At 62.6% G+C, this 23,732-nt stretch carries 24 protein-coding genes and 1 tRNA gene; 8 read left to right on the forward strand and 17 right to left on the reverse strand.

Annotation, left to right across the window (positions count from 1 at the left end; genetic code table 11):
- Positions 1–59: 59 nt before the first annotated feature.
- Together AB0M74_RS05650 and AB0M74_RS05655 are read right to left on the reverse strand one after the other, a co-directional pair.
- Complete coding sequence (locus AB0M74_RS05650; protein WP_364902048.1) at positions 60–1,994, reverse strand: MFS transporter; 1,935 nt, start codon at positions 1,992–1,994, stop codon at positions 60–62.
- Between the two features lie 245 nt (positions 1,995–2,239).
- Positions 2,240–3,736: a DUF222 domain-containing protein gene (locus AB0M74_RS05655; protein WP_364902050.1), complete on the reverse strand. Its 1,497-nt coding sequence runs from the start codon at positions 3,734–3,736 to the stop codon at positions 2,240–2,242.
- Between the two features lie 121 nt (positions 3,737–3,857).
- Between AB0M74_RS05655 and AB0M74_RS05660 the strand changes: the two genes are divergently transcribed.
- Positions 3,858–3,930: transfer RNA gene (locus AB0M74_RS05660), tRNA-Ala, on the forward strand.
- Positions 3,931–4,166: 236 nt separating this feature from the next.
- On the forward strand, positions 4,167–4,346 hold the full coding sequence (locus tag AB0M74_RS05665) for a hypothetical protein (protein ID WP_364902052.1): 180 nt from the start codon (positions 4,167–4,169) through the stop codon (positions 4,344–4,346).
- A 30-nt stretch (positions 4,347–4,376) separates the two neighbouring features.
- Here the strand turns inward: AB0M74_RS05665 and AB0M74_RS05670 are convergent, their stop codons facing one another.
- The gene (locus AB0M74_RS05670) at positions 4,377–5,837 is read right to left on the reverse strand and encodes a hypothetical protein (protein WP_364902054.1); all 1,461 of its coding nucleotides are present in this window, start codon (positions 5,835–5,837) and stop codon (positions 4,377–4,379) included.
- Entirely contained in the window at positions 5,830–6,822 is a 993-nt protein-coding gene (locus AB0M74_RS05675) for a hypothetical protein (RefSeq protein ID WP_364902056.1), read from the reverse strand. Before AB0M74_RS05675 ends, AB0M74_RS05670 begins: the two co-directional genes overlap by 8 nt.
- A gap of 864 nt (positions 6,823–7,686) precedes the next feature.
- Between AB0M74_RS05675 and AB0M74_RS05680 the strand changes: the two genes are divergently transcribed.
- On the forward strand, positions 7,687–9,480 hold the full coding sequence (locus tag AB0M74_RS05680; protein WP_364902058.1) for a TerD family protein: 1,794 nt from the start codon (positions 7,687–7,689) through the stop codon (positions 9,478–9,480).
- Between the two features lie 118 nt (positions 9,481–9,598).
- Here the strand turns inward: AB0M74_RS05680 and AB0M74_RS05685 are convergent, their stop codons facing one another.
- Positions 9,599–9,901 (reverse strand): hypothetical protein, encoded by a 303-nt coding sequence (locus AB0M74_RS05685; RefSeq protein ID WP_364902060.1) that lies wholly within the window; start codon positions 9,899–9,901, stop codon positions 9,599–9,601.
- Between AB0M74_RS05685 and AB0M74_RS05690 the strand changes: the two genes are divergently transcribed.
- Positions 9,891–10,136, forward strand: coding sequence for a hypothetical protein (locus tag AB0M74_RS05690; protein WP_364902062.1), 246 nt, complete (start codon positions 9,891–9,893; stop codon positions 10,134–10,136). The genes AB0M74_RS05685 and AB0M74_RS05690 overlap by 11 nt on opposite strands.
- A 74-nt stretch (positions 10,137–10,210) precedes the next feature.
- Here the strand turns inward: AB0M74_RS05690 and AB0M74_RS05695 are convergent, their stop codons facing one another.
- Both AB0M74_RS05695 and AB0M74_RS05700 read right to left on the reverse strand, forming a co-directional pair.
- Positions 10,211–10,396 (reverse strand): hypothetical protein, encoded by a 186-nt coding sequence (locus AB0M74_RS05695; RefSeq protein WP_364902064.1) that lies wholly within the window; start codon positions 10,394–10,396, stop codon positions 10,211–10,213.
- A gap of 65 nt (positions 10,397–10,461) precedes the next feature.
- The gene (locus AB0M74_RS05700; protein WP_364902065.1) at positions 10,462–11,553 is read right to left on the reverse strand and encodes a hypothetical protein; all 1,092 of its coding nucleotides are present in this window, start codon (positions 11,551–11,553) and stop codon (positions 10,462–10,464) included.
- A 413-nt stretch (positions 11,554–11,966) separates the two neighbouring features.
- Between AB0M74_RS05700 and AB0M74_RS05705 the strand changes: the two genes are divergently transcribed.
- The gene (locus AB0M74_RS05705; RefSeq protein WP_364902067.1) at positions 11,967–13,127 is read left to right on the forward strand and encodes an ImmA/IrrE family metallo-endopeptidase; all 1,161 of its coding nucleotides are present in this window, start codon (positions 11,967–11,969) and stop codon (positions 13,125–13,127) included.
- Positions 13,124–14,335, forward strand: a complete 1,212-nt coding sequence (locus AB0M74_RS05710) for a hypothetical protein (protein ID WP_364902069.1) — start codon at positions 13,124–13,126, stop codon at positions 14,333–14,335. Before AB0M74_RS05705 ends, AB0M74_RS05710 begins: the two co-directional genes overlap by 4 nt.
- Here AB0M74_RS05710 and AB0M74_RS05715 read toward each other — a convergent pair.
- The 3 genes from AB0M74_RS05715 to AB0M74_RS05725 all read right to left on the reverse strand — a co-directional run bounded on the left by AB0M74_RS05715 (position 14,310) and on the right by AB0M74_RS05725 (position 15,714).
- A complete protein-coding gene (locus AB0M74_RS05715; RefSeq protein ID WP_364902070.1) occupies positions 14,310–14,945 on the reverse strand; it encodes a hypothetical protein in 636 nt (211 codons plus the stop codon). The two genes, AB0M74_RS05710 and AB0M74_RS05715, sit on opposite strands and share 26 nt — an antisense overlap.
- The gene (locus AB0M74_RS05720) at positions 14,942–15,262 is read right to left on the reverse strand and encodes a hypothetical protein (protein WP_364902072.1); all 321 of its coding nucleotides are present in this window, start codon (positions 15,260–15,262) and stop codon (positions 14,942–14,944) included. Before AB0M74_RS05720 ends, AB0M74_RS05715 begins: the two co-directional genes overlap by 4 nt.
- 200 nt (positions 15,263–15,462) lie before the next feature.
- Positions 15,463–15,714, reverse strand: a complete 252-nt coding sequence (locus AB0M74_RS05725; RefSeq protein ID WP_364902074.1) for a hypothetical protein — start codon at positions 15,712–15,714, stop codon at positions 15,463–15,465.
- Between AB0M74_RS05725 and AB0M74_RS05730 the strand changes: the two genes are divergently transcribed.
- Both AB0M74_RS05730 and AB0M74_RS05735 read left to right on the forward strand, forming a co-directional pair.
- On the forward strand, positions 15,713–16,051 hold the full coding sequence (locus tag AB0M74_RS05730) for a hypothetical protein (RefSeq protein ID WP_364902076.1): 339 nt from the start codon (positions 15,713–15,715) through the stop codon (positions 16,049–16,051). The genes AB0M74_RS05725 and AB0M74_RS05730 overlap by 2 nt on opposite strands.
- Positions 16,052–16,080: 29 nt before the next feature.
- Positions 16,081–17,058, forward strand: coding sequence for a DUF4272 domain-containing protein (locus AB0M74_RS05735; protein ID WP_364902077.1), 978 nt, complete (start codon positions 16,081–16,083; stop codon positions 17,056–17,058).
- Between the two features lie 457 nt (positions 17,059–17,515).
- On the opposite strand, the gene AB0M74_RS05740 is transcribed toward AB0M74_RS05735, so the two are convergent.
- The 7 genes from AB0M74_RS05740 to AB0M74_RS05770 all read right to left on the reverse strand — a co-directional run bounded on the left by AB0M74_RS05740 (position 17,516) and on the right by AB0M74_RS05770 (position 23,660).
- Entirely contained in the window at positions 17,516–18,454 is a 939-nt protein-coding gene (locus tag AB0M74_RS05740) for a phosphotransferase (RefSeq protein WP_364902079.1), read from the reverse strand.
- 113 nt (positions 18,455–18,567) lie between these two features.
- On the reverse strand, positions 18,568–19,029 hold the full coding sequence (locus AB0M74_RS05745; RefSeq protein ID WP_364902081.1) for a GFA family protein: 462 nt from the start codon (positions 19,027–19,029) through the stop codon (positions 18,568–18,570).
- A 349-nt stretch (positions 19,030–19,378) separates the two neighbouring features.
- Positions 19,379–19,645: a hypothetical protein gene (locus AB0M74_RS05750; protein WP_364902082.1), complete on the reverse strand. Its 267-nt coding sequence runs from the start codon at positions 19,643–19,645 to the stop codon at positions 19,379–19,381.
- A 105-nt stretch (positions 19,646–19,750) separates the two neighbouring features.
- Positions 19,751–21,130: an EndoU domain-containing protein gene (locus tag AB0M74_RS05755; RefSeq protein WP_364902084.1), complete on the reverse strand. Its 1,380-nt coding sequence runs from the start codon at positions 21,128–21,130 to the stop codon at positions 19,751–19,753.
- A gap of 6 nt (positions 21,131–21,136) precedes the next feature.
- Entirely contained in the window at positions 21,137–21,430 is a 294-nt protein-coding gene (locus AB0M74_RS05760; RefSeq protein WP_364902086.1) for a WXG100 family type VII secretion target, read from the reverse strand.
- A 53-nt stretch (positions 21,431–21,483) separates the two neighbouring features.
- A complete protein-coding gene (locus tag AB0M74_RS05765) occupies positions 21,484–21,810 on the reverse strand; it encodes a WXG100 family type VII secretion target (protein WP_364902087.1) in 327 nt (108 codons plus the stop codon).
- A gap of 1,694 nt (positions 21,811–23,504) precedes the next feature.
- Positions 23,505–23,660, reverse strand: a complete 156-nt coding sequence (locus AB0M74_RS05770) for a hypothetical protein (protein WP_364902089.1) — start codon at positions 23,658–23,660, stop codon at positions 23,505–23,507.
- Between the last annotated feature and the right edge of the window lie 72 nt (positions 23,661–23,732).

Below are 23,732 nucleotides of genomic sequence, written 5' to 3' on the forward strand. Positions count from 1 at the left end.
GCCGGAACATCGATACGTCCGGTTCGGGCGCCGCGAGCGCGCCGCCCGAACCGGCTGCGTCACATCGTCGACAGCGTCGCGAGCTCGCGCTCGACGAGTTTGTCGTGCTCCTCGGCCTCCGCCGCGGCCTTCTTCGGGCTCCAGTGTCCGGCCATCAGGAAGACGAACGGCAGGAACGCGACCTGTGCGATCAGACAGATCCACCACCAGCGCTTCCACTGCGAGGGCGAATCGGCTTGCGCCTGCTGCACTTCGGTGGCGTGCTCGGCCAGGTAAGCCTGGTCTTCTACGGGAATGGTGCCGACCGCTTTCAGCTTCGCGCTCGCCTGCTCGAGTTGCGGGCCGACCTTCGCGGCCACGGCGAGTTCGCCGGGTGGAATCTGCTGGACGGCGGTGAGGCGGGCAATCGCCTGGTCCGGCGGGATACCGAACTTCCTGGCCACCTGACCGACCGCGGCGAGCCCTGCATTCGCATCGGTGGGGTTGGTCGCGAGCGCCGCCAACGTGGCGGGATCGACCGCTTGCACGGTCGCGATTTCCTGCGGGTATTTCATGCTCAGCCCGAAGGCCGCCTGAATCTCGGCCGCGGTGGCGCCGGTGAGCTTCGTCATTGCCGTGAGCTGTGCGGCCTGGTCGTTGGGGTTGGCTTGCAGCGCCGCAAGGGTTTCCGGTCCGACCTGCTGGATGGTCGCCAGCTCCTGACCGAATCGGTGCTGGATTTGCTGGAGCTTGGGGCCGTAATTGACCAGCGGGCCCGCCGCGTTCACCGCGATGAGCAAACCGAACAGGACGACGGTGACGACGCTGCGCAGGGTGCCGCCCCACACCGCGAGCCCGACGGCGGTGGCGGCCGGGTTCCTGTCCTCGACCGTCTCGGTGAAGCTGGCCATCCAGGTGGAGTAGGCGATGCCCGTGCCGACCGCGATGACCACGAAAACCGTGGCGAACGCGTAGTAGCCGGTGTCGGGTTTGTCGGTGTAGCCGATGAAAACGAACATGCCGACGATACTGATCAGCGCGCCGACGACCATGAACGGTTTACGCACCTTGAGTTTGTCCGACGCGATACCGGCGAGCACCAGCGCGATCGCGTTGGCGGTCCAGTACCAGTTGCCGAGCGCGTTGGCCTTGGCCGGACTGAAGCCGAAGTTCGTGGCCATGTAGACCGGTAGGAACGACACGATCGTGTAGAAGAAGGCCAGGAACAGGCTGATCCCGAGGGCCGATCCCACGATGTTGAGGCGCAGCATCTGCCGCCACTGCCCCTGCTCCAGCTTGCTGACATCGATACCGCGGGCGCGTGCTTCGATCAGTGCTCGGTCGCGCAGCGACACCATGATCTGGTCGCGTAGTTGTGGACTCAGCTCGCGCAATCCGATCACTGCGATCACGGCGATGACGAGGCTGATCGCGCCACAGAGTCGGTAGTGGTACTGCCAGTCGGGATGCGCGTCCAGCGTACGGGTGGAGATCTGGGTGGTGACCAGGGCGCCGATGACGGGTCCGAGTGTCCAGAAACCCATCGCGGATGCGCGGTCGAGCTGCGGCGAGAAGTCGCGGATCAGCGCCGGTGTCGCCACGAGGACAGCGCCCTCGACGATGCTCACCAGGATGTAGACGACGAGGTATGCCTCTTTCGTAGTCGTCGCGGGTACCGCGAACAGCGTCAGCAGCGAGCAGATCACCACGCCGTAGGCGACGATATTCGCCCGCCCCCACCGATCGAGCACACCCGCGAGCACCGAAGCGACCGCGCCGAATGCGGCGCCGATAATGAAGATCCACACGAAGTACGCGAAAGAGAGATCGAAGTACGCGATGAGCTCATTGCCCACCGCGCCGGTGACGAACAATTGGTAATACAGTGCGATCGAGGCGATGACCACTACGGCCAGGTACCAGGAACGGGCGGGCGTATCGGGATAGTGCGATAGTTTGCGCTGCCACAACCCGGTGATCAGGGTCGGCGGAGGCGTAGTCGTGATCGAACTCATGATCGAGATGCCTTTCTGGCCACGGCATCTCGCAGGAGACTGAACCATCCGCGGTTCAGGACGAGTAGCCGGGTGGAAACAATGTAGCGACCGGCCGTGATTTGCATCACTGTTCTCGAAACAACTGCTTGTTTTGGTTGTTGTCGCCGGGTCCTCGGTTACCAGTTCGATATCAGAGGTCTGCACAGCGAATCGTGCGGAATGGGTGCCGATTGGTTCATGGCGCGAGCGCTGACCCCGAAGGATTATTGCGGGCAATTTCGGGCTGGTTCGGGTCTGTCGTCGGGAATGTCGTCTTCGGGTGGGATCCGCCGAAGCTGTCCGTGGACGACGACGTAGCCGTTCAAGGGGTACGCCATGTCTTCGGCGGTCGGGCGGTCGGGGAGGGCTAGGGGCGAGTCCATCACCTGCTCTGATCGGTGAGGGCCGAGGGCGGCAGGTGCGCCGGTGTCGGTGCGTGGGAAGAGATATCGGGCGCCCTCGCGGGCAGTCGTGTGGATATCGCCCGTCGGTGCGGTCCACTGCAGGCGCTCCAAGTCCGCGCGCCAGATCGCCCAGGGGAGCTTCTTCTTGTCCGCCAACGTCTTCAGGCGATGGTGTCGACCGCAGAGCGCGGCGAGATTGGTGCGGGCCGTCGGTCCGCCGCGGGCTGGTCGCTCGCGGTCGAAGGGGCGGTTGTGGTCGAGTTCGGATTCGGCGGCAGGCATCGCGCAGCCGGGGAAGCGGCACAGTCCGTCCACTGCACGGACTTCACGTTCCAGCCGCGGCGTCGGTCGCCACTGCGCCGCCTCCTCGGTGGTAGCCGGGTCATCGATGTCCGACGGTTCCGCAATCACTTGAAAGTGCGCATTTTCGGCCAGTATTCGCGCCAGCGTCGCATCGATGGGCCCGTAGCCGGCCAGGAATGCGGGCGACTCCTGAATCCCGAGCAGGGTATCGGCGGGGATGCCTATCTGAATGAGCGCGCGGCGCGGCTGCCCGATCGGCACGCCGTCCTTGGGGCAGCGCGCGCCGCGCCCGCACTGACACCGCAACCGCCCGGACCCATCGGCCAGCGCGACCAGCGCGTCTGCACGCCGCTGCGGCATCGTCCGTGGATCCGTCGCACACACCTGCATGCTCATTTCCCGCAGCCGCATCGCCACCGTTTGGGCCCCGGGAGCGGGCAGCAGCCCATCGAAAACCGCCATGCTGTCCTGGACCGCGCGCAGCCGGACATCGCGTTCTTCCTGGCGCCGCTCGCGCCGCCGCCGCGTGCCTCCGGGATCGAGCCGAGCCGCCCATCGTCGCGCCACTTGCCGCAGCCGTAGCGGATTGGTCCGCCCCGCCGCCTCCAGTAGTCGCGGCTCCAAATCCGCCAGCACCTCCCGCGTCACCGCACGCGTGTTGTCGACAATCACCCGCACCTTCGCCAGGTCGATCCGCCCCGCCGCGAACGCCGCTCGCGTGTGTGGCAACGCATCCTCCAATGCCATGCCGATATCGATGAGCGCCGCCGTGGTCGCTTCGTCGACCTGCAGCGCCATCGCCGCCTCCGTCGCCGCGAATTCTCCGCCCCGTGCCCCACCCGGCCCCGGATCCGCACAGTCCGCACGCCGCCGCCGATAGAGCTCCCGCACGGCGAATACCTCCGCCGCCTGCGCGGCCGCGGCCGCCCCGTGCGCCGTCCGAAGGGCGTCGATAAGCCCCTGGTCACTAATGGCACTGAAGTCCACCGCCGAGAGATCATCGCTATCGAACATGTGTTCGATTCTACGACCCTTCAATCTCTCCGTCACCCCCCGAATCAAGGCGATTTGGTTGCTGACGCGCCGGTGGTGTAACTTCGTTCAGGCAGTCAGGGAAACCCGACAGCGACAATCAGGGGCTATGGCGCAGCTGGTAGCGCACCACACTGGCAGTGTGGGGGTCAGGGGTTCGAGTCCCCTTAGCTCCACAGAAATAGCAGGTCAGGCCCGGTCTAAGACCGGGCTTGACCTGTTTTTGTGTCTGGCCCCGCGTTTACCCCCCGTTTTGGTCCTAGATCCTGTTTGCCGAAATCGATGTGGTCGCGTGTGCAGCTGTGTCCACCGAGGCCGGACCGGCGGATTCGATAGCAATCGTCCTGCCCAACCGTCTTGGATGCCGCGTGGCTGCGATGGAGCTGTCGATTGTCGTCGAGGGACGGTGGTCGTGCCACGGTTGATCGCGCTGGACACGGCAGTCGACCTGGGTGGTGCCAATCCGACTTACGCATGCAGACTCACCCATCCCAACGATGTGCGCCCGGCCAATGGCAGCGCCCTGGTCGAACTGCTGCGCCCCTGTCTCCCCGTTGTGCACGCCGCCCCGCAGCGCAAGTTGAAGGGGTAGGTTGCCGCGTCGGTTGTGGCCTCGTTCTCGCTAGTCGAGGAAGTAGGCGTCGACTTTCTCATCGGAATCCAGGATCTCGTCCGATGTCACGCCGAGTTCCGCCGCTAGCTCGACCGATCCGATGAGCGCGACCTGCACGTCGGGCGAGAAGGCTCGTTCGAGCAGCCCGAGATAGTTCGACATGCTCTGGTCCAGCTTTTCCAGTGTGGCCTGGTATTCCGCGGCGAGTTGTTCGTCGAGTGTGCGCTGCTCGTCGAGGTAGCGCTCGATCAGCGCCGCCTCTTGCTTCGTCAATGACGATGCGACGACCTTGTACATCACAGTGCCGACCGTGGTGCCGATGACGGCGCCGAGGACCGGGATGGGGATGGTCGCCTGGCCGACGAAAGAGGCCAGCGCGCGTATTGCGGCCTCCAAGGCGATGAGCTCGGAGTTCTCGATGAACTCGAGTTCGTCGATCTGGCCCCGGCGCAGCTTGTTCGCTTGTTCTGCGATGCTGAAGGCTGTGGTGACGATCGAGCTGGCGACGGCTGCGGAGGTCGCGGTGAAATTCGTGAGCGCGTAGATGCTCAGTCCTCGGACGCCGCCCTTGCCGAAACCTGAGCCGGTCTCGCTTGCGAGGTCGATCCAGTCGCGCCCGCTGAACTCGTTGAGCCGCTTGCCTTCCCGACGTTTGGCGGCCACGGCCAGTACGAACGCAGTCCCGCCCGCGGTCGCGACGGCGGTGAGTGCGGCCGTGCTTCCTTCGCGCAGCGTCGGCCGGCTGCGCTGGTAGGCATCGTCGCGCAGGGACCGGTTCGTGGCGCGGAGCAAGTCCTTTTCAGCCGCCATGGTCGAGGCGTAGACATCGCGCTGCACTTCGTTGTACTCGAGCGTCGAGGGTTCAAGCGATTCGAAGCCGACCGATCTGTTCTGGAAGAACGCCTGGACCCGCTGCCAGTCTCTGAGCGAAGGTCCGTCGCCGCTGCGTGACAGTAGCTTGCTCGCTTCCTCAGGCGACAAGGCATGTAGGCGCTGGATCACCTCGAAATGGTCACGGGGGATCTGGTATTTCCCACCGTTGCGCACGTATTCGGGATACTTCTGGAGGTGCTCGGCGATCGCGCCCAGTGAGAAGCGGCCACCCGCTGCGACGAACTTCTGCTGGATCTCGACACTTCCGCGCATCAGGTCGACAGGTCCGTTGTCGTTGACCCACTGGTAGACGGCCTCGTGGCCGAGGATCTGCTTTCGGGCGTTACCGATCCCGACCTCGGCGATCTCGGCGATGAAGCCGTGCATGCCATGCTGTCCGCCGCGGTTGGCGGCGACAACCTCGAGATCGATCTTCCTGACGGCTTCATCGACACTGGTGAGCGCGTCCCGAAGGTGCTCGTCCTGCTGGCTGAGCGCGCTCAGAAGGTTGTCTATGCGGAGCTGGTTGAGATAGCTCACCCAGGAAGCAACTGCCTGCTCCTGGGCGCTCGTGACGAACTCGGCAGCGTCACTCATTCTCGGCATCCTGTTCGATGCGCATGCTCAGCATGGTCGCGCACGACTTCGTGTTGTTCACCAACGTAGCGAGTGTCGACCGCTCGGCAGGGGCGAGCGCGTGGAAATCGGCGCGGAAGTGCACCAAGGCTTCGCCGTAACTCTTTACCAGCCCTTCGCGGAGCGAGGTCGTCCGCTGGAGGAGGTCGTCGATCTGAGCATCCATGCCTTTGACGAGGGTGGTGTTGTGCTTTATCGCAGTCAGCGCTTCGTGCTTCGCCTCTCGATTCTCGAACTTCTTCTTCGCGAACAGGGCGATCGACGCGAGTAGGGTTGCGCCCGCGATTGTCCAGCCGATCGGGCCGGCAAGCGCGAGCAGTGTGGTGCCTGCCGCAGTGCCGCCGCCACCGGCGGCCAGCGCGCCGCCACCGAGCCACGCCAGTGCTGCCTGGCTGGCTGCCGCCCCGGAAAGGGTCGAGATCGCGGTGCCGGTCGACGCTGTCCCGAAGGTGGTGGCGACCCACATCGCCGCCGACGGTGCCAGGCCCGCTACCGCGGTGCCCGCCGCGAACCCGGCGCCGGCGCCGGCAGCCGACAACCGCGCCGCTTCCAGCTCTTTCTGAGCGAAATCCTCCGCGCTCGAGAACCGTTGCCGATGTACCTCGATCTCGTCGAAGTCGGTATCGAATGATTTCGGGGTGTTGGCGATGCTGTTCACCAACTGCTCGACCAGCTCGATCAGGTCCGTCGAACGTTCGCGCTGACGCAACAGAGACAGGCCCCTGTCGGCCATCGCCGTGAAGACGCCGTTGTAATCCGCTACGGCCACTTCGTAGGGGTCCGGCCCTTTCGCAGTCAGCTTCTCGACCCTGCCTCTGGCAGCGTCCTTGACGTTGCCGACCTGCCCGGCGAACTGCGATGAAGCGGTTCGCGCCGCCTTGCCGATACCGTCGACGGTCCTGCCGATGCCCTCCTTGGCGTTGCCTACATCGCGCTGTTCTATCATCGCACCCTCCAACACCATTGCGGCTCAACTAAGTAACGGAGAATATCGACCACACGTGACAGATCGGACGGGATGCACACTCCGATCCACCCAGGGCAGCGGCCCCCGGGTTGACTCACCGACTGCCTTCGCCGGTCCGCTCCACGGCTTGCCCTCGTAGGGCCAGCCCCCGCCGGGCGTCGTGCTCCTATGAACGAATCGAGATACCCACCGCCGCAACAATGGCAAGGTGGCAGGAAGAGTTCCTTGGCTGGTCCACGACCATTTCGTGACGAGAAGGTGTAGTTCAGCGTGACGGTTCGCTCCCGCTATCCGCCACGCCTTGGTAGCTAGTAACTCCCGGCGGCCGTCGCTGCGGGCCCTCCACGACCTGCCGGAACTGGACCTCGAAGTTATCGCCGAGATTGATCACTTCGCCTGTGGTCTCCACTTAACGTCGTCCCGCCCAGGTCGATCCTTCTGGCGGATCTCCACTGCGCCACCACCGGTCGGGCGATGGCGCTGCTCGGCCATGCGCTGTGTGTTCGCTCAGTTTGCCCATGCCGCGGCAAGGTCTGCGAGCGCCCAACTTAGCAGGTTGACCCCCGGCTGGGCGGGTGAGGTGGCTGAGCACCATCCCTGCGTCCTACCTCGATGGACGGACGCTCATTGAATCCTTGAGCCGGGTGATCTCAGCGGGGTCGGTCGGCCGGGCCGCCGGTATCGCGCCCGCGGCGGTGACACGTGGCTAATCTTGTCGGCCGTGGGAGTGGAAGGCCCGAGAGATTGACGAGTCCGGACGGGCCTCGGCGTGTCCGCTAGCGTGTCATCCAACGCTGCAAGTGTTAGTGCAACGTTCGCTGCTTGTACGCCGATCATCAGGCTGTGCAAGGTAATTCGACTGTATACTCAGAACCGCTCGCGGCGGGTTTTGGCGCCTACACCGTTGTCGATGTGGAGACATCCGGGCTGCGGGCGGCCGAGCATCGGGTGTTGTCGGTGGCAGCGCTCGCGCTGGACGCAGATGGCCGTGTGGCCACCGAGTTCCACACCTTACTCGACCCGGGGTGCGACCCGGGGCCAGTGCATATTCATGGGCTGACCGCCGAGATACTGTGCGGCTCTCCACGATTCGAGCAGGTACACGAGGCGCTATCGTCGCTGTTGGCCGGACGGGTGATGGTCGCGCACAACGCGCAGTTCGACTACGGATTCCTCGCCACCGAGTTCGGCCGGACCGGCGCCGATCTTCCGGTGGGGCGTCGGCTTTGCACTCTCGCTCTTGCGCGACGGGTCGCGCCGCCCACGCCGGACTGCAAACTCGACACACTCGCTACCTATTACGGTGTGCCGCGAGCGCGAGCCCATGACGCGCTGGACGACACCAGAGTTCTGGTCGGTGTACTGCGGGCGCTGGTCGCGGATGCAGCTCGGCTCGGCGTCGCGCCGCCTCTGTTGCGTTGTCCTCCGAAGGAGAACTATCAGAGTGCGTGGGGGTTGCCGACCGAGCGCACCGGTCCAAAGCCGCCATGTCCGTACGTGTATCCGGGTCGGCTCGAGACCGGCGGTGTTCTGGTGCAGGGTATGAAGGTCGCGTTCACCGGTGACACCTTGACCGATCGGGAAACACTGGTCGCGCGTGCTGAGGAGGCCGGACTCGAAGTCACCAGCGCGGTATCCGCTCGCACCAGCGTGCTTGTCGCCAACACACCCAATGCGGTAACCCGTAAGGCGCGCAAGGCAGTTGAGGCAGGCACCCCCACTGTCGCCGAGGGAAGGTTCTTGCTGCTTCTCGAAAACGTGGTACCAGGTCGGCGCAAAGGTGAGCAGGTCTCGGTCGCGCCGTCGCAGGTGCGAACAGCGCGTCGGCCGGTCACGCACACCGGTCCACTGGCCGGACGACGAGTACTGGTCGTGGGCGGGACGCACGATCAGGCTGCCACCGCGCGAGGACGCATCGTTGAACTCGGAGGGTTGGCGGCGGTGAACATGTCCGCCAGCGTGACCGACGTGCTCGCGTTACCGGGTGGAGAAGCCGACCGCCGATGTGAGAAGGCAGCCACCATGGGGATACCGATCCATGATGTCGGGCTGCTGGTGACGCAGGCGCCGCCCGCGTCTGCGCCGGCGGCGGAATCCCCGGAAATCCAGCCGGTGTCGCTCGCTCGTGGCCAGGTGATCGACCTGCCGGTTGTCGAGCACGGTGAGAGCTGGATGATCCGCGCGTCTTGGGTGCAGAACGCAAGTTGGGCAGTAGATCTGGTCGCATTCCTCGTTGACAGTGACGAACACGTCGAGGATGACGGCGACTTCATTTTCTACAACCAGCCCGAGTCCAGCGGTGCGCGGTTGACCGTAGACGGGCCAAATGAACAGTCCGTCGCCGTCCGGTTGGACCAGTTGCCCAGGCACTGTCGCCGTATCGTGCTGGCCGCGGCTCTGGATGGCGCTGGTGCCACCTTCGGTGAGGTCGGTGCCCTCGAATTAGAGGTCGCGCCCGGTGTCGATGCCGGCATAGTCGCACGGGCGACCTTGGATGCCGCTACGGAGGAACGCACGCTGGTCCTTGCCGAGATATATCTGCGCGGCGATATCTGGCGGCTGCGCGCCATCGGTCAGGGGTACCCGACCGATCTCGCCGCTTTGGCGTGCGCCTATGGCGTGAACGTCGACGAATAGACTGGCTTGACGGTCTGGTTGCCGGGAGCGGGAGCTAGTGATCAAATTCGGCGGTTGCAGGTCAGGATGTTCTCTGGTCAGCAATAATTCGAAGTTGTGCCCTGGCAAGAGTTCACGATCAAGATCCTATGAGCGCCTTGGCTTGGGTTCGGGTGCCGGTGGTGATGATGTCGGCGATATGGTCGGCGATGCCGTCGAGCGTGGCCGGTTCCGGGGCTGTGGGTTCGTTGGCCAGGGTAGCGGTGAGTTGGTCACGTCGGGTCGCGAGCTGGGTTGTCTTGGTGCGCAATTCGCCGAGCCGTCCGGCGAGGAGTTCGGGGTCGAGGGTGCCATTTTCGAAGGCGTTCAGATAGCGGTCGATCGCCTGCTGGGTCTTGGCAAGTTCAGCGGTGACAGCCCTTCCTCGGTACGTGCCTGGCAAGGGCCGTTTCGACGGCGGATTCGATCTCGATCCGCTGGTCCGCGATATCCGTGTACCGGCGGCCGATTTCGAGGAGGGGCTCGTGTTGACCTTGTACGGCAAAGTGCTGCGGTGGGGGCCGGGCTCGTGGATCCACCAACCGAGCGAGACCCGGACCGGCGAACAAGGGGCGATCGCGGCCCAGCTCCGCCGGATCGAAATCGCCGACCCTTCGCGAGGACGCCGCCGGAACTGACGATCCTATGTGGTCAGATCTGTAGTTCGGGTGCTCCTGAGAGGTTGGGACTCAGGAGCGAATACGGCTCCTGCTCAAAGAATCTCAGAAAGAGCGTGAAGTACTGCCGGGCGCTCCGCACCCGGCACATCCTTGATGGCTTCGCGAAGAAGCCTGATCTTGTTCCTTGTGACGACGACCTTGGCAACTGCGGCTGCTACAGACACGGTTACGCCGGCCGCGGTGACGCTGACCGTGATAGCGAGTGCGTTGGGGTCCACAGTTGCGCATCCTCTTTCTGGTGACAGGGAGCCGAGATGGTGAGATCGGGGTGTAGATGGTGTGGTCATTGATGATTCCGGACAGCATGACGACGTCGGGCTTTGCCCAGGATGTCCACTGCGGTGGAAAGGATCTCAGGGTTCCGCATTGCCGCTGCGAGGTCGTCGGTTTTCGCTATCCCGGCCGCGTTACATATGAGGGCGCCGACGATGTATAGCAATTGGGAATCTTCGGACAGATCACGAGAGAGCAGTTCGTCACCCTCGATCATTCGTACGATGGTGCGTCGTCTGTCCCTGCTGAAATCCGGCCCACCCGCGCTACCTGCAGGGAGATTCGGGCCTGGTGCCGCGACTCCGCGTCGACCCGGCTCTGCCGGAGCGAGGAAGCCTCGGCGTCTGGCTGCGGCGATCCAATCGCGAATGGTCGGTTCTGGACGGTCGAACGTTTGCGCCAGGCGTCGGATGGCTCCACGCCCTTGAGGAGCCTCGGCGATGTATTCCTCTGCTATCTCGATGAGTAGCTCGTCGTCGAGTTCCGGACGTCCACGACGGCGTGTGCTGATCGTGGTCAGATTTTCCAACGCCCGACGCTGATCAGCGGTGAGGTCCTCGGCGTTCAGCGCCGACCCCATTAGCACCGGAATTCCCTCCGTACGCCACGATTCGTCCGAGAGCTCCTGCTCGACGCGCGTGAGAATATCGCCGAGTGGGATTCGGCGCAGAACGTCACTGCTGATCAGGACAGCAGGATCGTTGACAGGCCGACGTTGCTCGTCGGGATCCAGGTAGTTTCCGTCTTCATCCTCGCAACCCCAGCTTTCGCGGAACAGCTCAAGCTCGGTAATCTCCAGTCCGCGACCGCGATTGAGCAACACGGCATACACCGTGACGGGCAACTCCTCGCTGCGGTAAATAATGTCGCAGACATAGTCGGGTCCGCGAGTCTTCTCCTTGATGTAGATCTCGATCCTGTCCCTGGGCCAATCCTCGTCATCGACGGGGCTGCTGTAGTGGCTCAAAGGACCCAACCCCGTGCTGATGAACGATCCCTTGTTCAAGTCGACCAGCTGGCGCATTCGGCCGCGGCTGTAGGACAGGTCGCAGATGCGTGGGTCCGGATGGGTTATGTAGTCGCTGGACTCGGTGTCGGGCACGAAGCCAGATTAAGACAGCAACACAGCTGGTTGGCTGGAAAAAATGACTGAGTAAGGCTGCGGAGTAAGTCATCTCAATACGCTCGGCGTGCTGGACGCTCTGTCGTGGTGTCCGCCTCGCTGCTCGACGAGCGACACGCCGCTGGCTGGGCGATCTCAGCCGAGGGGTAGGCAAATCACGTCGCGCAGGTCCCACGGCCGAAGGGTCGACTCGTCGCCGAGTTGATCTGTCGGCGTCGAGTGGGTGGTACGAGGTCGCTCGGATGAAGTGACCTGCATGCTCGGTACCCCAGTGAGACTCCTCGGTCGGCGGGATCCCGCCGCCAACCTCGAATCAACTAGAGAAGCGGTGTCGCCACGCATCCAATGCGGAATATTTTGTGGTAGATTTTTGAGGCATGGAAGGAGGCGAGATGGACGCTGTTGCGCATCCGCCGATGCTGGTACTCGTGAGGGAGTCTCGGTCGCTGACGCAAGGGCAGTTGGCCGAGGTGATGCAGAAGCTGGACGGCTCGACGAGCCGGATCAGCCAGGGGTACGTGAGTCGCGCTGAAGGTGGGCGATTGGCCGTTACGGGTGATCGGCTTGAGCTATACGCGCATGCACTGGGGTATCCGGTGACACTGTTGTGTCTCACCGAGCAGCAGGTCGGAGCGGGCGCCGGACTGGTGCATCACCGCAAGAAGCAAGCAGCGGCTGCGGGTGACCTGAAGCGGATTCACGCGCTGCTCAACCTCACCAGGATCCAACTGAGAGGTCTATCCGCCGGTGTGCCTCAGCCCTATCGGGCCGGAATTCCTCACATCGAGGTCGACGATCTGACCACCCCGGCCGATGCCGCGCGAGCCATACGCACGGAATTTGGCGTCCCGCCCGGTCCTCTGGGGTCGGTCGTTAAGTTGCTGGAGAGCGCTGGGGCGTTGGTGGTCTGCCGTGAACTCGTCGCTCCGGTGCCCCTGGATTCGGGTACGGAATCGGTACCGGTGGATGCTGTTAGCTGTATGCCCGGCGACGAGGATCCGCTGGTGCTGCTGAATTCGGGAACCCCCGCAGAACGGCAGAGATTTACCCTCGCTCACGAACTGGGACACATGGTGATGCATCGGGTTCCGCACGCCGACCAGGAGCCGCAGGCCAACGCCTTTGCTTCTGAACTGCTCATGCCGACACGGGACATCCGTAGTGATCTTCGGGCTCAACCGCTTTCGGTGCAGCGGTTGCTGGAGTTGAAGCTGCGCTGGAAGGTTTCGATGTGGGCACTTCTGCGGCGTGGGCACACTCTCGGTGTGATCAGTGACTGGCAGTACAGAACACTGGCAGTGGAGATGTCCAGTCTCGGATATCGCACCAGCGAACCGGGTCCTCTCAAGGAGGACCTGCCGACCGCAGTCAAGTCGATAATTGCATGGCATCTTGATCAGGGGACCGAGATCGCCGAGTTGGCCCGTTCGGCATACCTGACCCCAGATGAGTTCCTAACCCAGTACGCAACTGGGCAGGGAAGTGTCGGGGCACCTTGGGATAATCGTTGTTCCACACCGACAGCCACGCGAGTGGGGGAGGTTGTTCGATGACCTGGCCGGAAGAACCGAATCATCGCTCTGAAGAGCTTGTCGCCATGCTGCCGGATATTGCGCGCCGGCCGGGACCGAAGGCCTTGCCCAAGCCAATTTCAGTGCTCCAGGATCAGATCCTGCTGCATACCAGCGCCCTCACCGCCCGTGAGATCACCCCGCTGCCATCGAGTATTGCGGGGCTGGTGCTGGCTGGGAAGACCGCGGCTGCGGGCATCAAGGACCTTCGGCGCAGACAACCTGAGTTGCTGTTGCTACGAGACCCGGAGGGCTATCGCACAGCCTTGGCAACCGAAGACGAGCCGTTTGTGCTTGAGGACGACGAAGAGTCGCAGCCATTGTTCCCGCTGACGCTCGATCAACATCTCCAGGCGCAGCGGGACTGTGGAGCAGACTTGGCTCTGACGCCCACCGGCTATCTCAGCGTTGGTGACAGCGATGCACTCAGAGCAGTGGTCCGAACGGCGGCGTCAATAGAGCGCGACGACGTTGTTATCAGCGTGCCTTTGGATATCGCCTGGCTGAAGGACGACCACATCAACCACGTAATTGCGGTGTTGGCCACGCTCGACCGGCCCAAGGCGGTGTTCCTGGGTGGCCAGTTCGATCCGATGGAACGATACAAGGCGGCCGTCCAAAATCTGCGTCGTTTGGTCGCCGAGGCTGATAACGTCGCCGTGCTACGGACAGACCTCACTGGATTCGATGTCATGAGCCACGGTGCGTATGCGACCTCAATCGGTACCGGCGGGAGCATGCGCCACATGATCCCGTTCGGAGAAACACCGTTTGCGCAGCAGAAGGATCCCTCGCCGAGCGTACTATTCGAACCGCTGATGTCCTTCCACAAGGGATCGACACTCGCCCAAAGATTTGCCAACACCCCTGCACCGGTGTGCCATTGTTTGTCCTGCCAGGGGCAGCCCATAGATAGATTCCTCAGCCGGGACGACCGTTTCGATGCGCATCGCCATAGCATCAATGCATGGGCCTCATGGGCGAACGACTTGCACAAGCAACCTACCCTGGCCAACAGAGCCACCTGGTGGAAGAACCGGTCACGAGCCGCAGTCGCCTACGCCGAGACCGTCAACGTTCGAATTAACCAGCCCGATGCATTCCAGGCGTCGAAGACTCTGCAGGCGTGGGCAGAGTTGCCGCAGTGGTGGGCGAGGGCCGGAGCTAACCAGCAAATTCGGACGCGTTGACCTGCTCATACAGCTTCTCGGCGAACCACCACTGACCACACGAATGTCGCTGCCGCACATACGGTTGCGGATCGACGAGCATCCGCAACCCAACGCTGGTGAACACACAGATCCCGATCCCGAAAAACGACGCCTGCACCCGTGCGTCATCGAGATCTTCCGGTACCGATCGCAGCAACATCGCGCGGCTGCAAAACGGCGCGAACTGGCCCGCCGAGCGCAGTCCTTCCTTCCACGACCGACTTGCTACCACCACGAATTGTGCTGACACCGGCGCGACAACGCGGCGAGTGCACTGCCCGGCGCTGACGTCTACGACACCGGCGGGGGCACGCCGGATAATCCGGCGTTCACGATCGGTGAGATCGCCAACGGGTACTGGCAGCCCGGCAGGCAAGCCCATCAGGGCATCCAACAGATCCATCTGAGTAACCGCCCCCAAGCCAAGAGCTGCGCGCCGTGCGACCTCATCGACGTTTGGTAGGTAGGCAACACCCGCGGTCACATCCAACATCCGGACGACGGCAGTCGAGCCTTGCTCCAGCAAGTCGGGTATCTGCTGCGACGTAGCGACAGCTCGGGCTGCCTCGGCCACGCCAGCACGACTCACGACGCCTCCACCTCAACTTCCGCCAACTCCTGTGCCAGGGTCAATACAACATCCCAGAACCTGTATTCGCAGCGTCGATACCAACGCCGACGATCACCCGCAGTGCGGCCCAACCGCTCGACCAAGCCAGCGTCCAGCAAATCACGGATCGGACCGTAGTACACGCTGGGGGCTACAGTCCTCGCTTCGGCGAGCTCGGACAGATTCACTCCCTGCTCGCCACTCTCGGCGAGCGCCACCAGCAACTCGAGCCGATAGCGGTTGCCGAACATGGCCGCCGACATCAGTCGATCGGGCGGACAGCCAGCCAGAACCATGTATTGACATTAGTGATTAACGAATCATGAATCAACCTTTCTTCGAGTTGAGTGAGCTGATGTTGACCATGTCAACCGGCCACGACATGGATCCTCCGATCGGGACGTCGAAGAGGCGGTCACTGTGGAACTGTTAAGCGCTCGGTTCGGTAGGCACCCGTAACTGTCGGCGCATGAAAGTTGTTCCAACACTGCATAATTCATGATGATTCGCATGGCAGGCGCGTTTGGTTGCGATGGGCGGCTAGGGCACAGAAGAAGCCGTTGACACCCAAACGGTGGCCGAGCGTCGGGAGCAGGCCAGTCGCTCCAAACTGAGGGCGTAGGCGGCTGGGGTGGGTGGTTTCTGGGCGCGTTGGGGCGGCGATGAGGCGTGCGCCGGGATAGCCGAGGGCGTGGCGGGTTTGGCTGGTGCCGCCGCCGTAGAGGGATTCGCGGAAGGCGAAGAGCATGCCGATCTCGCGGAGTTTTGCGCAGGCGGTCCTGTGCCCTGCGGACAGAGGCGAATTCGAGGGCGGCGATCTGATCGGTGGTGAGGACCTTGTGTTCGGCAAGGAGACAGAGAAGCCGTCGGTCACGGTCGAGGAGGCGGAACCAGGAACCAGCGTCGGGGTGCCCGCCTCGGCGCACGCAGCGTCCGCCGCGCGGCCCCACGGGGGAATATCTATGAATATTGATATTCATTCTGGATTTCGCCCCTTCAACTCGATCCTGCCCCTGAGCGGCGCGGATACGGTTGGCGTGTTCGGCGTTTGGGGTGGCGGCCATAGGACGCCGAGCAATATATGACGCAGAGCGCACCCACCCGGTTCCACACTGTGGCATCACTGGACAGCTCGGCACCGACCGTCTGCCCGCACCGCGCTCACCGCCTCGTAGCTGATATCGATCATGTGGTGCTTGTCGGTCAAGCGCCCATGGCTTCGGGTGTGGACGTTTCCGACCCGCTGGGCTGCGAGGCCAGATCGACTGTCACTCGGTTGCTCTGCGCAACGCAGCCGGAGTCGCAGAAACTCAGAAAACTCACTAAACTTCACCACGCACACAGCGGCTTTCACAACACGGGGGTTCACAAGAGAGTGTCCGAGAAAATGGCGACTTCGGTAACGGCTCGCGCGCGACAGCATGGCCTGGAATACGAGTTCCTGGCCCCAGTCGAAGATTCTTTCGATATCCAGTTTCGTAGCTCAACCACCGTGGCCAGGAGAATTCTGGCATTACATGGGTTGCTCGGAGTTCTTTTTCATTCCGACCCCCGTGAAATCGTGGAGTGGATGCGGGCGGAAAACATGATATCTGAATTTACCGCGCAGGAAAGGCAAATATTGGCTATTGTCGAGCTTCCGGAAGGCGAAATGTTCTGGAAACAAAGAGCATTCCATCAGCATCGACTCACATGGCGCGCTGAGTCGCTGAATATCTTGTTATGGGCTACGGGAAGGTTGGGCAGAGTGCCGGCGGCCGATGAACGCGCAGACCTGACGGAAGCGGACGATCACCTGCCGGTGCTGGGTGAACGACTACAGCCATTCGTCGACAATGCGGTACTTCGATCTCGCGACGAAATCCTTGCTGAGATGCATTACTACTCGTGCCTCGCGGGTCATTTCGACACGCTCCGCTCCTTGCAAGAGTTCGCTCCGGACGAAGCCGAAGAATACGAAGAACGCATCCTCGGTGTGCACGAACTGCTCACCGAGGAACGTTTTCACTCGTTGCATTGGATAGCGTGTGCCGGCGAATCGGACTGGGATACGGGCGACACTCGCGTAAAGGAAACCCTTTGGCTGGCTTGATCTGTCGGCCCATGCGCCGGCGAGGCCCGACTCGGATGAGGTCCCTCGACCGGTATTTATCGGAGGGTGCGGCGGCCGGGCAGCACATCCCTGGTGCGCAGGAAGACTTCCCGCGCACCCTGCGCATGCGCAACCTCAGCTGCTCCCGGCGTCTCAGGTCGCCTCAGCTCGTCGTGCGTGACGAGGTTTCGAGACTGGGTCGCGGTGCTTGCCCGAATTCGGCCGGGTGAGGATGGGCACGGGCTTGACGGATTTGCTCGGCGGTCATGGCTGGTGGCGTCACCGGCCGAGGCAGCGTCCGAACTCGCCCCTCACGCTTCCCCGATCACTGCCGCACATGGTTTCCCGACTCGCCGGACCTGTGGCAACACGACATCCCGATCCTGCGCAGCCTGAACTCCGCCCGCGCCGACACCGTGTGGCCGAACTGCTTGCCGCCTGACCGCGCGAACTCGCGCTAGGACCAGCCGATCCGAGACTTGAGCCAGGACAGCGACGTCTGCGCCGCACGCGCTTGATAGGCCCGCAGGCCCGGCGACCGCGGCGGCCCCGTCAGACGAGACTGCGCGCTCCAATATCCGGCGATCGCGCACAAAATCGAATCCACCGCCACCGGGTCGAGGTCTCGCGTCGCGGGCTGCTGGGCGAGGATCGGATCAGGATCGACCCCAGCGGCTGAGATCGCCGGAGCCAGAAGCGCCAGATCCACCCAGGCCGCCCCACGGCAGGGCCATGCCCAATCCACCACGGTCACCGCCCCGTCGGCGGTGACCAGGAGGTTGTCCGGGCGAAGATCGGTATGGAGCAAAGTCTCACCAGCCGCCCAGTCCGGCCAGCGCGGCTCGAGCTCGGCCAGCCGATCGAGATTCCGGAATGCCCATGGGGCCAGATCCTGCGGCGGGCCCTGCTCGGCGAATCCGCTCCAGCAACGCAGCTTGGGCCCGTAGACCAGCGACACCGAAGGGACGTCCGGAAGCGGGCTGGGCGTCAAGATCTCGGCCATCCGCTCGAGCTGCGCCAACACCGAGTGCAGCTCATCAGGTCGGTCCAGACGAGGGTGGTGGCCGGTAACGGCTTCGAACACGACAACGAACCAGCCGTCACGCTCCACGGTGAACAGCACCGCCGGGGTCGGCACGACCTTTGAAAGACCCTGAGCAGCAGCAGCTTCCGCACGATACGCTTCCGCAAGCCCGTCGCCGGTGCGCACTGCCTTGCCGAATGCCCGCTGCCCGTCGGCGAGCACCAGCACTGCGGCCATTCCGTGACTGAATCCGCCGCGCTGGTTGACCGCCGAGACCACCCGACCCCCCAGCCCATCGGCCACCGCCTCCCGCACCGGCACCGGGAGGTCTCGCCATTCATCGCGCTGAGCCACGCCTTCGAAGACGATCACCCGCACATTCTGCGACCGCGCCCTCCGCACAGGCAACGCTATTTCGAGTGGGCGCGCCGTTCAGGGTCCAAATTCCGGTACGGTGCTGGGTTCGCGGTAGCCCCGGGACCCGCTCAGTCCTGTGCTCCGACGATCGGAAGCCATGGGACGGCATTGGGGCGAAAACTCTGCCGCTCGGGTACCAAACCGGTGTGGTCATCGAGACTCATCATCGTGACGCCGACCAGCTCCGCGTCACCGTCGTCCTGGGCGGCCACAGAACTTCCGCACACGCCACAGAAGCCGCGCTGGGAATCGGGGAAGGTGTTATACCAGACCGGCTCTCCGCCCGGTCCGGTCCACTCGAATCCCTCGCGGGGGAAGTCGACCCACGACATCACCGGGCCACCAGACAATTTCTGGCAATGGGGACACGAACACAAGTGCGGGAAAGTCAGCTGACCCGCCGCCTGATACCGGATGTTGCCGCTTCTCTGCACTATACAAGTCGACTCGCCGTCGACTGCCGTTTTGCCAATCGTCCGACTATCGACAATGGCTGATGCTCCCAGGAGAACATATTCCAGATTGGTCACGCTGGCTGATCATGGCCGCCTGAACCCGCACCGATGAGCGCATTCGGAACGTAGGGCCGGAAAGTCGACACACTCGTCAGCGGCATGCCGTGTGGCTGGGGAATGCTGGCACTATGAGCGACCTACCGCGACGCTGGGATCCGACGATGTCGGTTCCGCACGATCTCGACGACTTCGCCCACGGCGGCGAGAAATGGGAGGGCACGCACTGGATGAACGTGCCAGGCCCCTTTTACACGGGTCAGGCCGATAACTGTTGGACCGGAAGGGTTTACGCGCCTCGGAACGTTCTCTACAGAGGCTCTTTCGAAGATCCGCCAGCCGACGAGCCGCAGATCATCGCGGCGTATCAGGTAGCCACGTTGAGCTTGGAGAGCACGCCGTCCGGGTCGCTGATGTAGGGGTATCCCTCGACCGGCGGATTGAACTGGCCGAGCAGGTTGGCCACGAGGTCGCGCTCGACCTGCGTGATCTTGATCTGGCGCTTGACGAGAATCGCACACAGCTCGTCGACCAAGTTTGCCCACTCCCCAGCGTCGCTATCGCTCCGGCAGGAGGCGACCAGGTCCAACGGCAACCGGTCGGCGACGCTTTCAAGGAGCTCGCGCGAGTCCATGTTCAACTTGTTGAGCCGCTGATTACGGGCTTCGACGGCTTGGGGATCCCGCTGTCGCCTCCGGGCCTCTCGCGCTGCTCTGTCCGAATTCATTTGAAGTCCTGCCTAATTGATCGGTTGAGGGTTGCCTTGCGCGTCGTTTCGGGTTACCCCCTTACCTCCGAGCGGGTAGGCGGTGATGACGTTGCCGTTGGAGTCGACGATGACCTTAATTTCCACGCCGTTTCGTGTACCAATGCACGCCCAGTTGCCGTTGTTCTGCAGGACCGGCGGCTGGTCCGGGTTCTTGGCGACGTCCAATGCCCGGTCGATGATCTGGTCGTCGTCCCACACCTTCTCGTCGTCGGGGAACTCGGTCTTGCCTGGTATGCCTGTCCCAGGCGCATGCCCTCCGCTGTTAACGTCGTCGCTCCCGTCTCCGTCGAGGATATGGATTCTCCGTCCCTGGGTGATCGAAATGCTACTCGGAACAGGTCCTGTTACCTTACTCCACTGGTTACCGAGGCCATTGGTTGGTTTGGAAACAGATTTCTTGAGGTCTATGATGCGTCGAAGATTTGTTCGCGCTGGACCGAGGTCTCGAGATTTCTTGACCCCGGCCGCAATACCCTTGGTGTTGGTCCATTCTATGACAACCTTGCCGATGCCATCAGCCATCTCCTTGACCCGATCAGCACTCAATTTCGCAGCCGCGCCCTCCGCCCCCACCAATACCAGCACGGCGGCTCCTGCTTCAACTACAACCGTGACCCCGGCATCCTTCGCGACATCTTCTATCGCCTTGGTGATGTCATCCCGAAGTTGTATCAATGCGGCACGGTGATCGCGGCACGAACCGGCGAGTTCACCACACGCGTGTTGCAGGTCAATCGCAGCGTTGTGGAGTTGCTTCAAATCCTCCATCACCGCAGTAGCATCGTCGGATTTCTGGTCTTCGAATGTGCCGGGTAATTTTTGTAGCTTGTCGATATTGGTGACAATCACGTCGCCAGTGGCCATCGTTTCCCACACGGTGCGTGCAAGATCAAGTCTTTCGATATTGCCGTCGGGGACACTGACCCCAAGCTTCTCGATCAACCCGATCGCAAGCTTGTCGACCAACCCATTCCCTGGGCCGCCCGCTGAAGGAGGTGAAATATGCACGACACCTTTGAGGACCGGGAGTGCCTTCGGTGGGTCATCGTTATTGGGATTGTTGTCCGCAAGGGCGTGAACATAACCCAGGTTGGTGACAATATTACTGTAATTAGACAGAGCGCTGACCAAATCAGCAGCAAGGGCAGTCAGTTCACTGGCCCGATCATCATACGATCGCGACCAATCACTGGCCGCAGCAAAACTACCACCCATCTTCTCACACTCGATGAGCCCACCCATCGCGAGAGTAAAAAAAGCATCGAACGCACCCGTAGCATTAATGCAATCAGTGCCGGCGTCGTAGAATGTTTTCGGAGTAACGGCAACTTCTTTATCGCTCGGTGCCACGAAATTTTACCGCAACCCCAACGTCCGTAAGTTCGTTTCCACCGCGTCGATATAACTAGTATGCGCATCCGCAGAGGCATCACGCATTGCCGCAATCCCCTCAGCGACCTCATTCGCAGCCGTCATCCACTGGGTAAACGCTTCACTCTGCGCAGTAGCTGCATCACCCGACCACGTCTGATGCAGGGCGGCCATGCGCTGCTGTAGACCCTGCAACGTTTCAGTGAGGAAGCCCGAGAATCCCCGCATCCGCGCCGTAATCTGCTCCAGCTCACCAAGGTCAACCCGATAGCCGTCCATCGGCCCCCTCTCGTTGTTCACCAACCCCGCGCAGCGTCACCAGGTTCCGACGATCAGGGAAGATCCAACGAACTGGTCTGCTGCGCGTTATCAGAATCAGTGTCGACATAGGCAGCGCTGGTCACACCCAACGTCTCCGCCATCTTCGCCAGTGACGCAAGCACTTTCAGTGCCCCCTGCTTAGTTTCGTCCCACCCCTCCCGATACGACTGCGCCCGCCCACCCTGCCATGACTCCAGCAACCGATCCACATCCGCATCCAACGAATGCAAACCGGTCACCAACGTCTCCGACACTGCTTGAACGAACTTCCCCGCATCGGAAACCTCTGTCGGGACCACCCAAAGCTCTGAACCGCCATCACCGGCCGCCGTGGACATGGACAATCCCCCTAGCTCCGATAGCGACTAAACGGACAGTATATGACCGAGGTTGACCTCGGCCAATCATGGTAGCGGCTCGCGCTCCTCCGGGGATGATGAAAGATGTTCTGACCTGCGCTAATTCGACTTGCGAAGGTGGAATTACCTAGGTTGGGGCACCTGATCAGTTCCGGGAGCACCACCGAACATGGTTGGCTCCCAACGGTAGTCGCCGACGGGTGAGCACACGGAGCGCCGGGCCCCCAAGTCCTTCAGAAAGACCGTGCCCCCATAAGGAGCGCTTGCCATTATCGAATTCACCGTGTGCCCCGCTGTATGCAGTCGCTGACTCAGCGGACGCTCTCACCGGACACCTGCAGACTGTGCCTGCAGAGCGATCCGCCGACCGATGACAACCCGCTCGAGCAGTACGAGGTTCGCCAGCCATCCGGGGGTTGTCGATGAGCATGAAGGCAGGGTAGGCGGTCTCGGGGTGACGCATTGCGACGGCGAGCAGAGAACACCAGTAGGCGACCTGGGCGGAGGTGGTCAGACCGCCCGAGAGTTGGTTCTTCTTCGAGAAGATCTTGCCGTTCAACACGGGCAGGTAATTCTCGCCATCGATCCACGCTGAAGTTATTCCGGGCACTCCGATCTCGCGGACGATGGCGTCGAACTCCGCCAACACACCAAATCGGCCTGGGTGCCCCCTTCGTGGAGCACAACCGGTCGGTTGCTGACAGCAGTCGACGATCTTGAGGAACAATCTCGACCGTCCTGGTGGAGACTTGGGCTGGCCCCCGGTTACCCCGCACTTTCGGTCGCCGAGACGGTGTCTGGTGCTACCGATGGCTGATTGACTGCGGATCTGAGCGACATTGGCGACGGCCGCGCTTCCCTGATCAGGCCCCCTTTTTTGGCGTCGCCGCCCATCTCAGTTGTAGTGGATAGGGACGACTGCGGCGCCGTCAATGGAATTTGACGTTCTGACTACTGGTCATGGGGGTTCGATGCCCAGCGCGGTGTCCATCGGCGCGGCCCCGAGTGGAAGTCGTACTGTCCGCTCCTGGCTGAAGTGTCTGCAACGCGGAGTGTAATCCATTGTCGCTGAACCTGATTCGATGCAACTGCCGCCGGGTCGATCTGGGGCACATCTGTCGCGTATCGGAGAAGATCGTTGGTGTGGACGCTGAACTTCGATCCTCGCCAGCCCGAATGAGCTCATGACGCTCTATGTGGGGGTCAGGGGTTCGAGTCCCCTTAGCTCCACTGAAATAGCAGGTCAGGCCCGGTCTAATACCGGGCCTGACCTGTTTTTTTGTGTCTGGCCCCCGTTTACCCCCCGTTTTGGTCCTAGATTCTGTTTGCCGTAATCGACGCGCGCGTGTGTAGCTGTGTCCACCGAGACCGGACCGGCGGATTCGATAGCAATCGTCTTGACCCACCGCCCTGGATGTCGCGTGGCTGCGATGGAGCTGTCGATTGTCGTCGAGGGACGGTGGTCGTGCCACTGTTGATCGCGCTGGACACGGCAGTCGACCTGGGCGGTGCCAACCCGATTTACGAATGCAGACCCAGCCATTCCAACGACGTGTGCCCGGCCAATGGCAGCACCCTGGCCGAGCTGCTGCGCCCTTGCCTCCCCGTTGTGCACGCCGCCCGCAGCGCAAGTTGAGGGATAGGTTGCTGCGTCGGCTGTGGCCTCGCTCTCGCTAGTCGAGGAAGTAGGCGTCGACCTTCTCGTCGGAATCCAGGATCTCGTCCGAAGTCACGCCGAGTTGTTCGTCGAGCGTGCGCTGCTCGTCGAGGTAGTGCTCGATCAGCGCCGCCTCTCGCTTCGTCAATGACGATGCGACGGCCTTGTACATCGCGGTGCCGACCGTGGTGCCGATGACGGCGCCGAGGACCGGGATGGGGATGGTCGCCTGGCCGATGAAAGG

Source organism: Nocardia sp. NPDC051463 (genome assembly GCF_040681975.1).
Taxonomy (GTDB): Bacteria; Actinomycetota; Actinomycetes; order Mycobacteriales; family Mycobacteriaceae; genus Nocardia.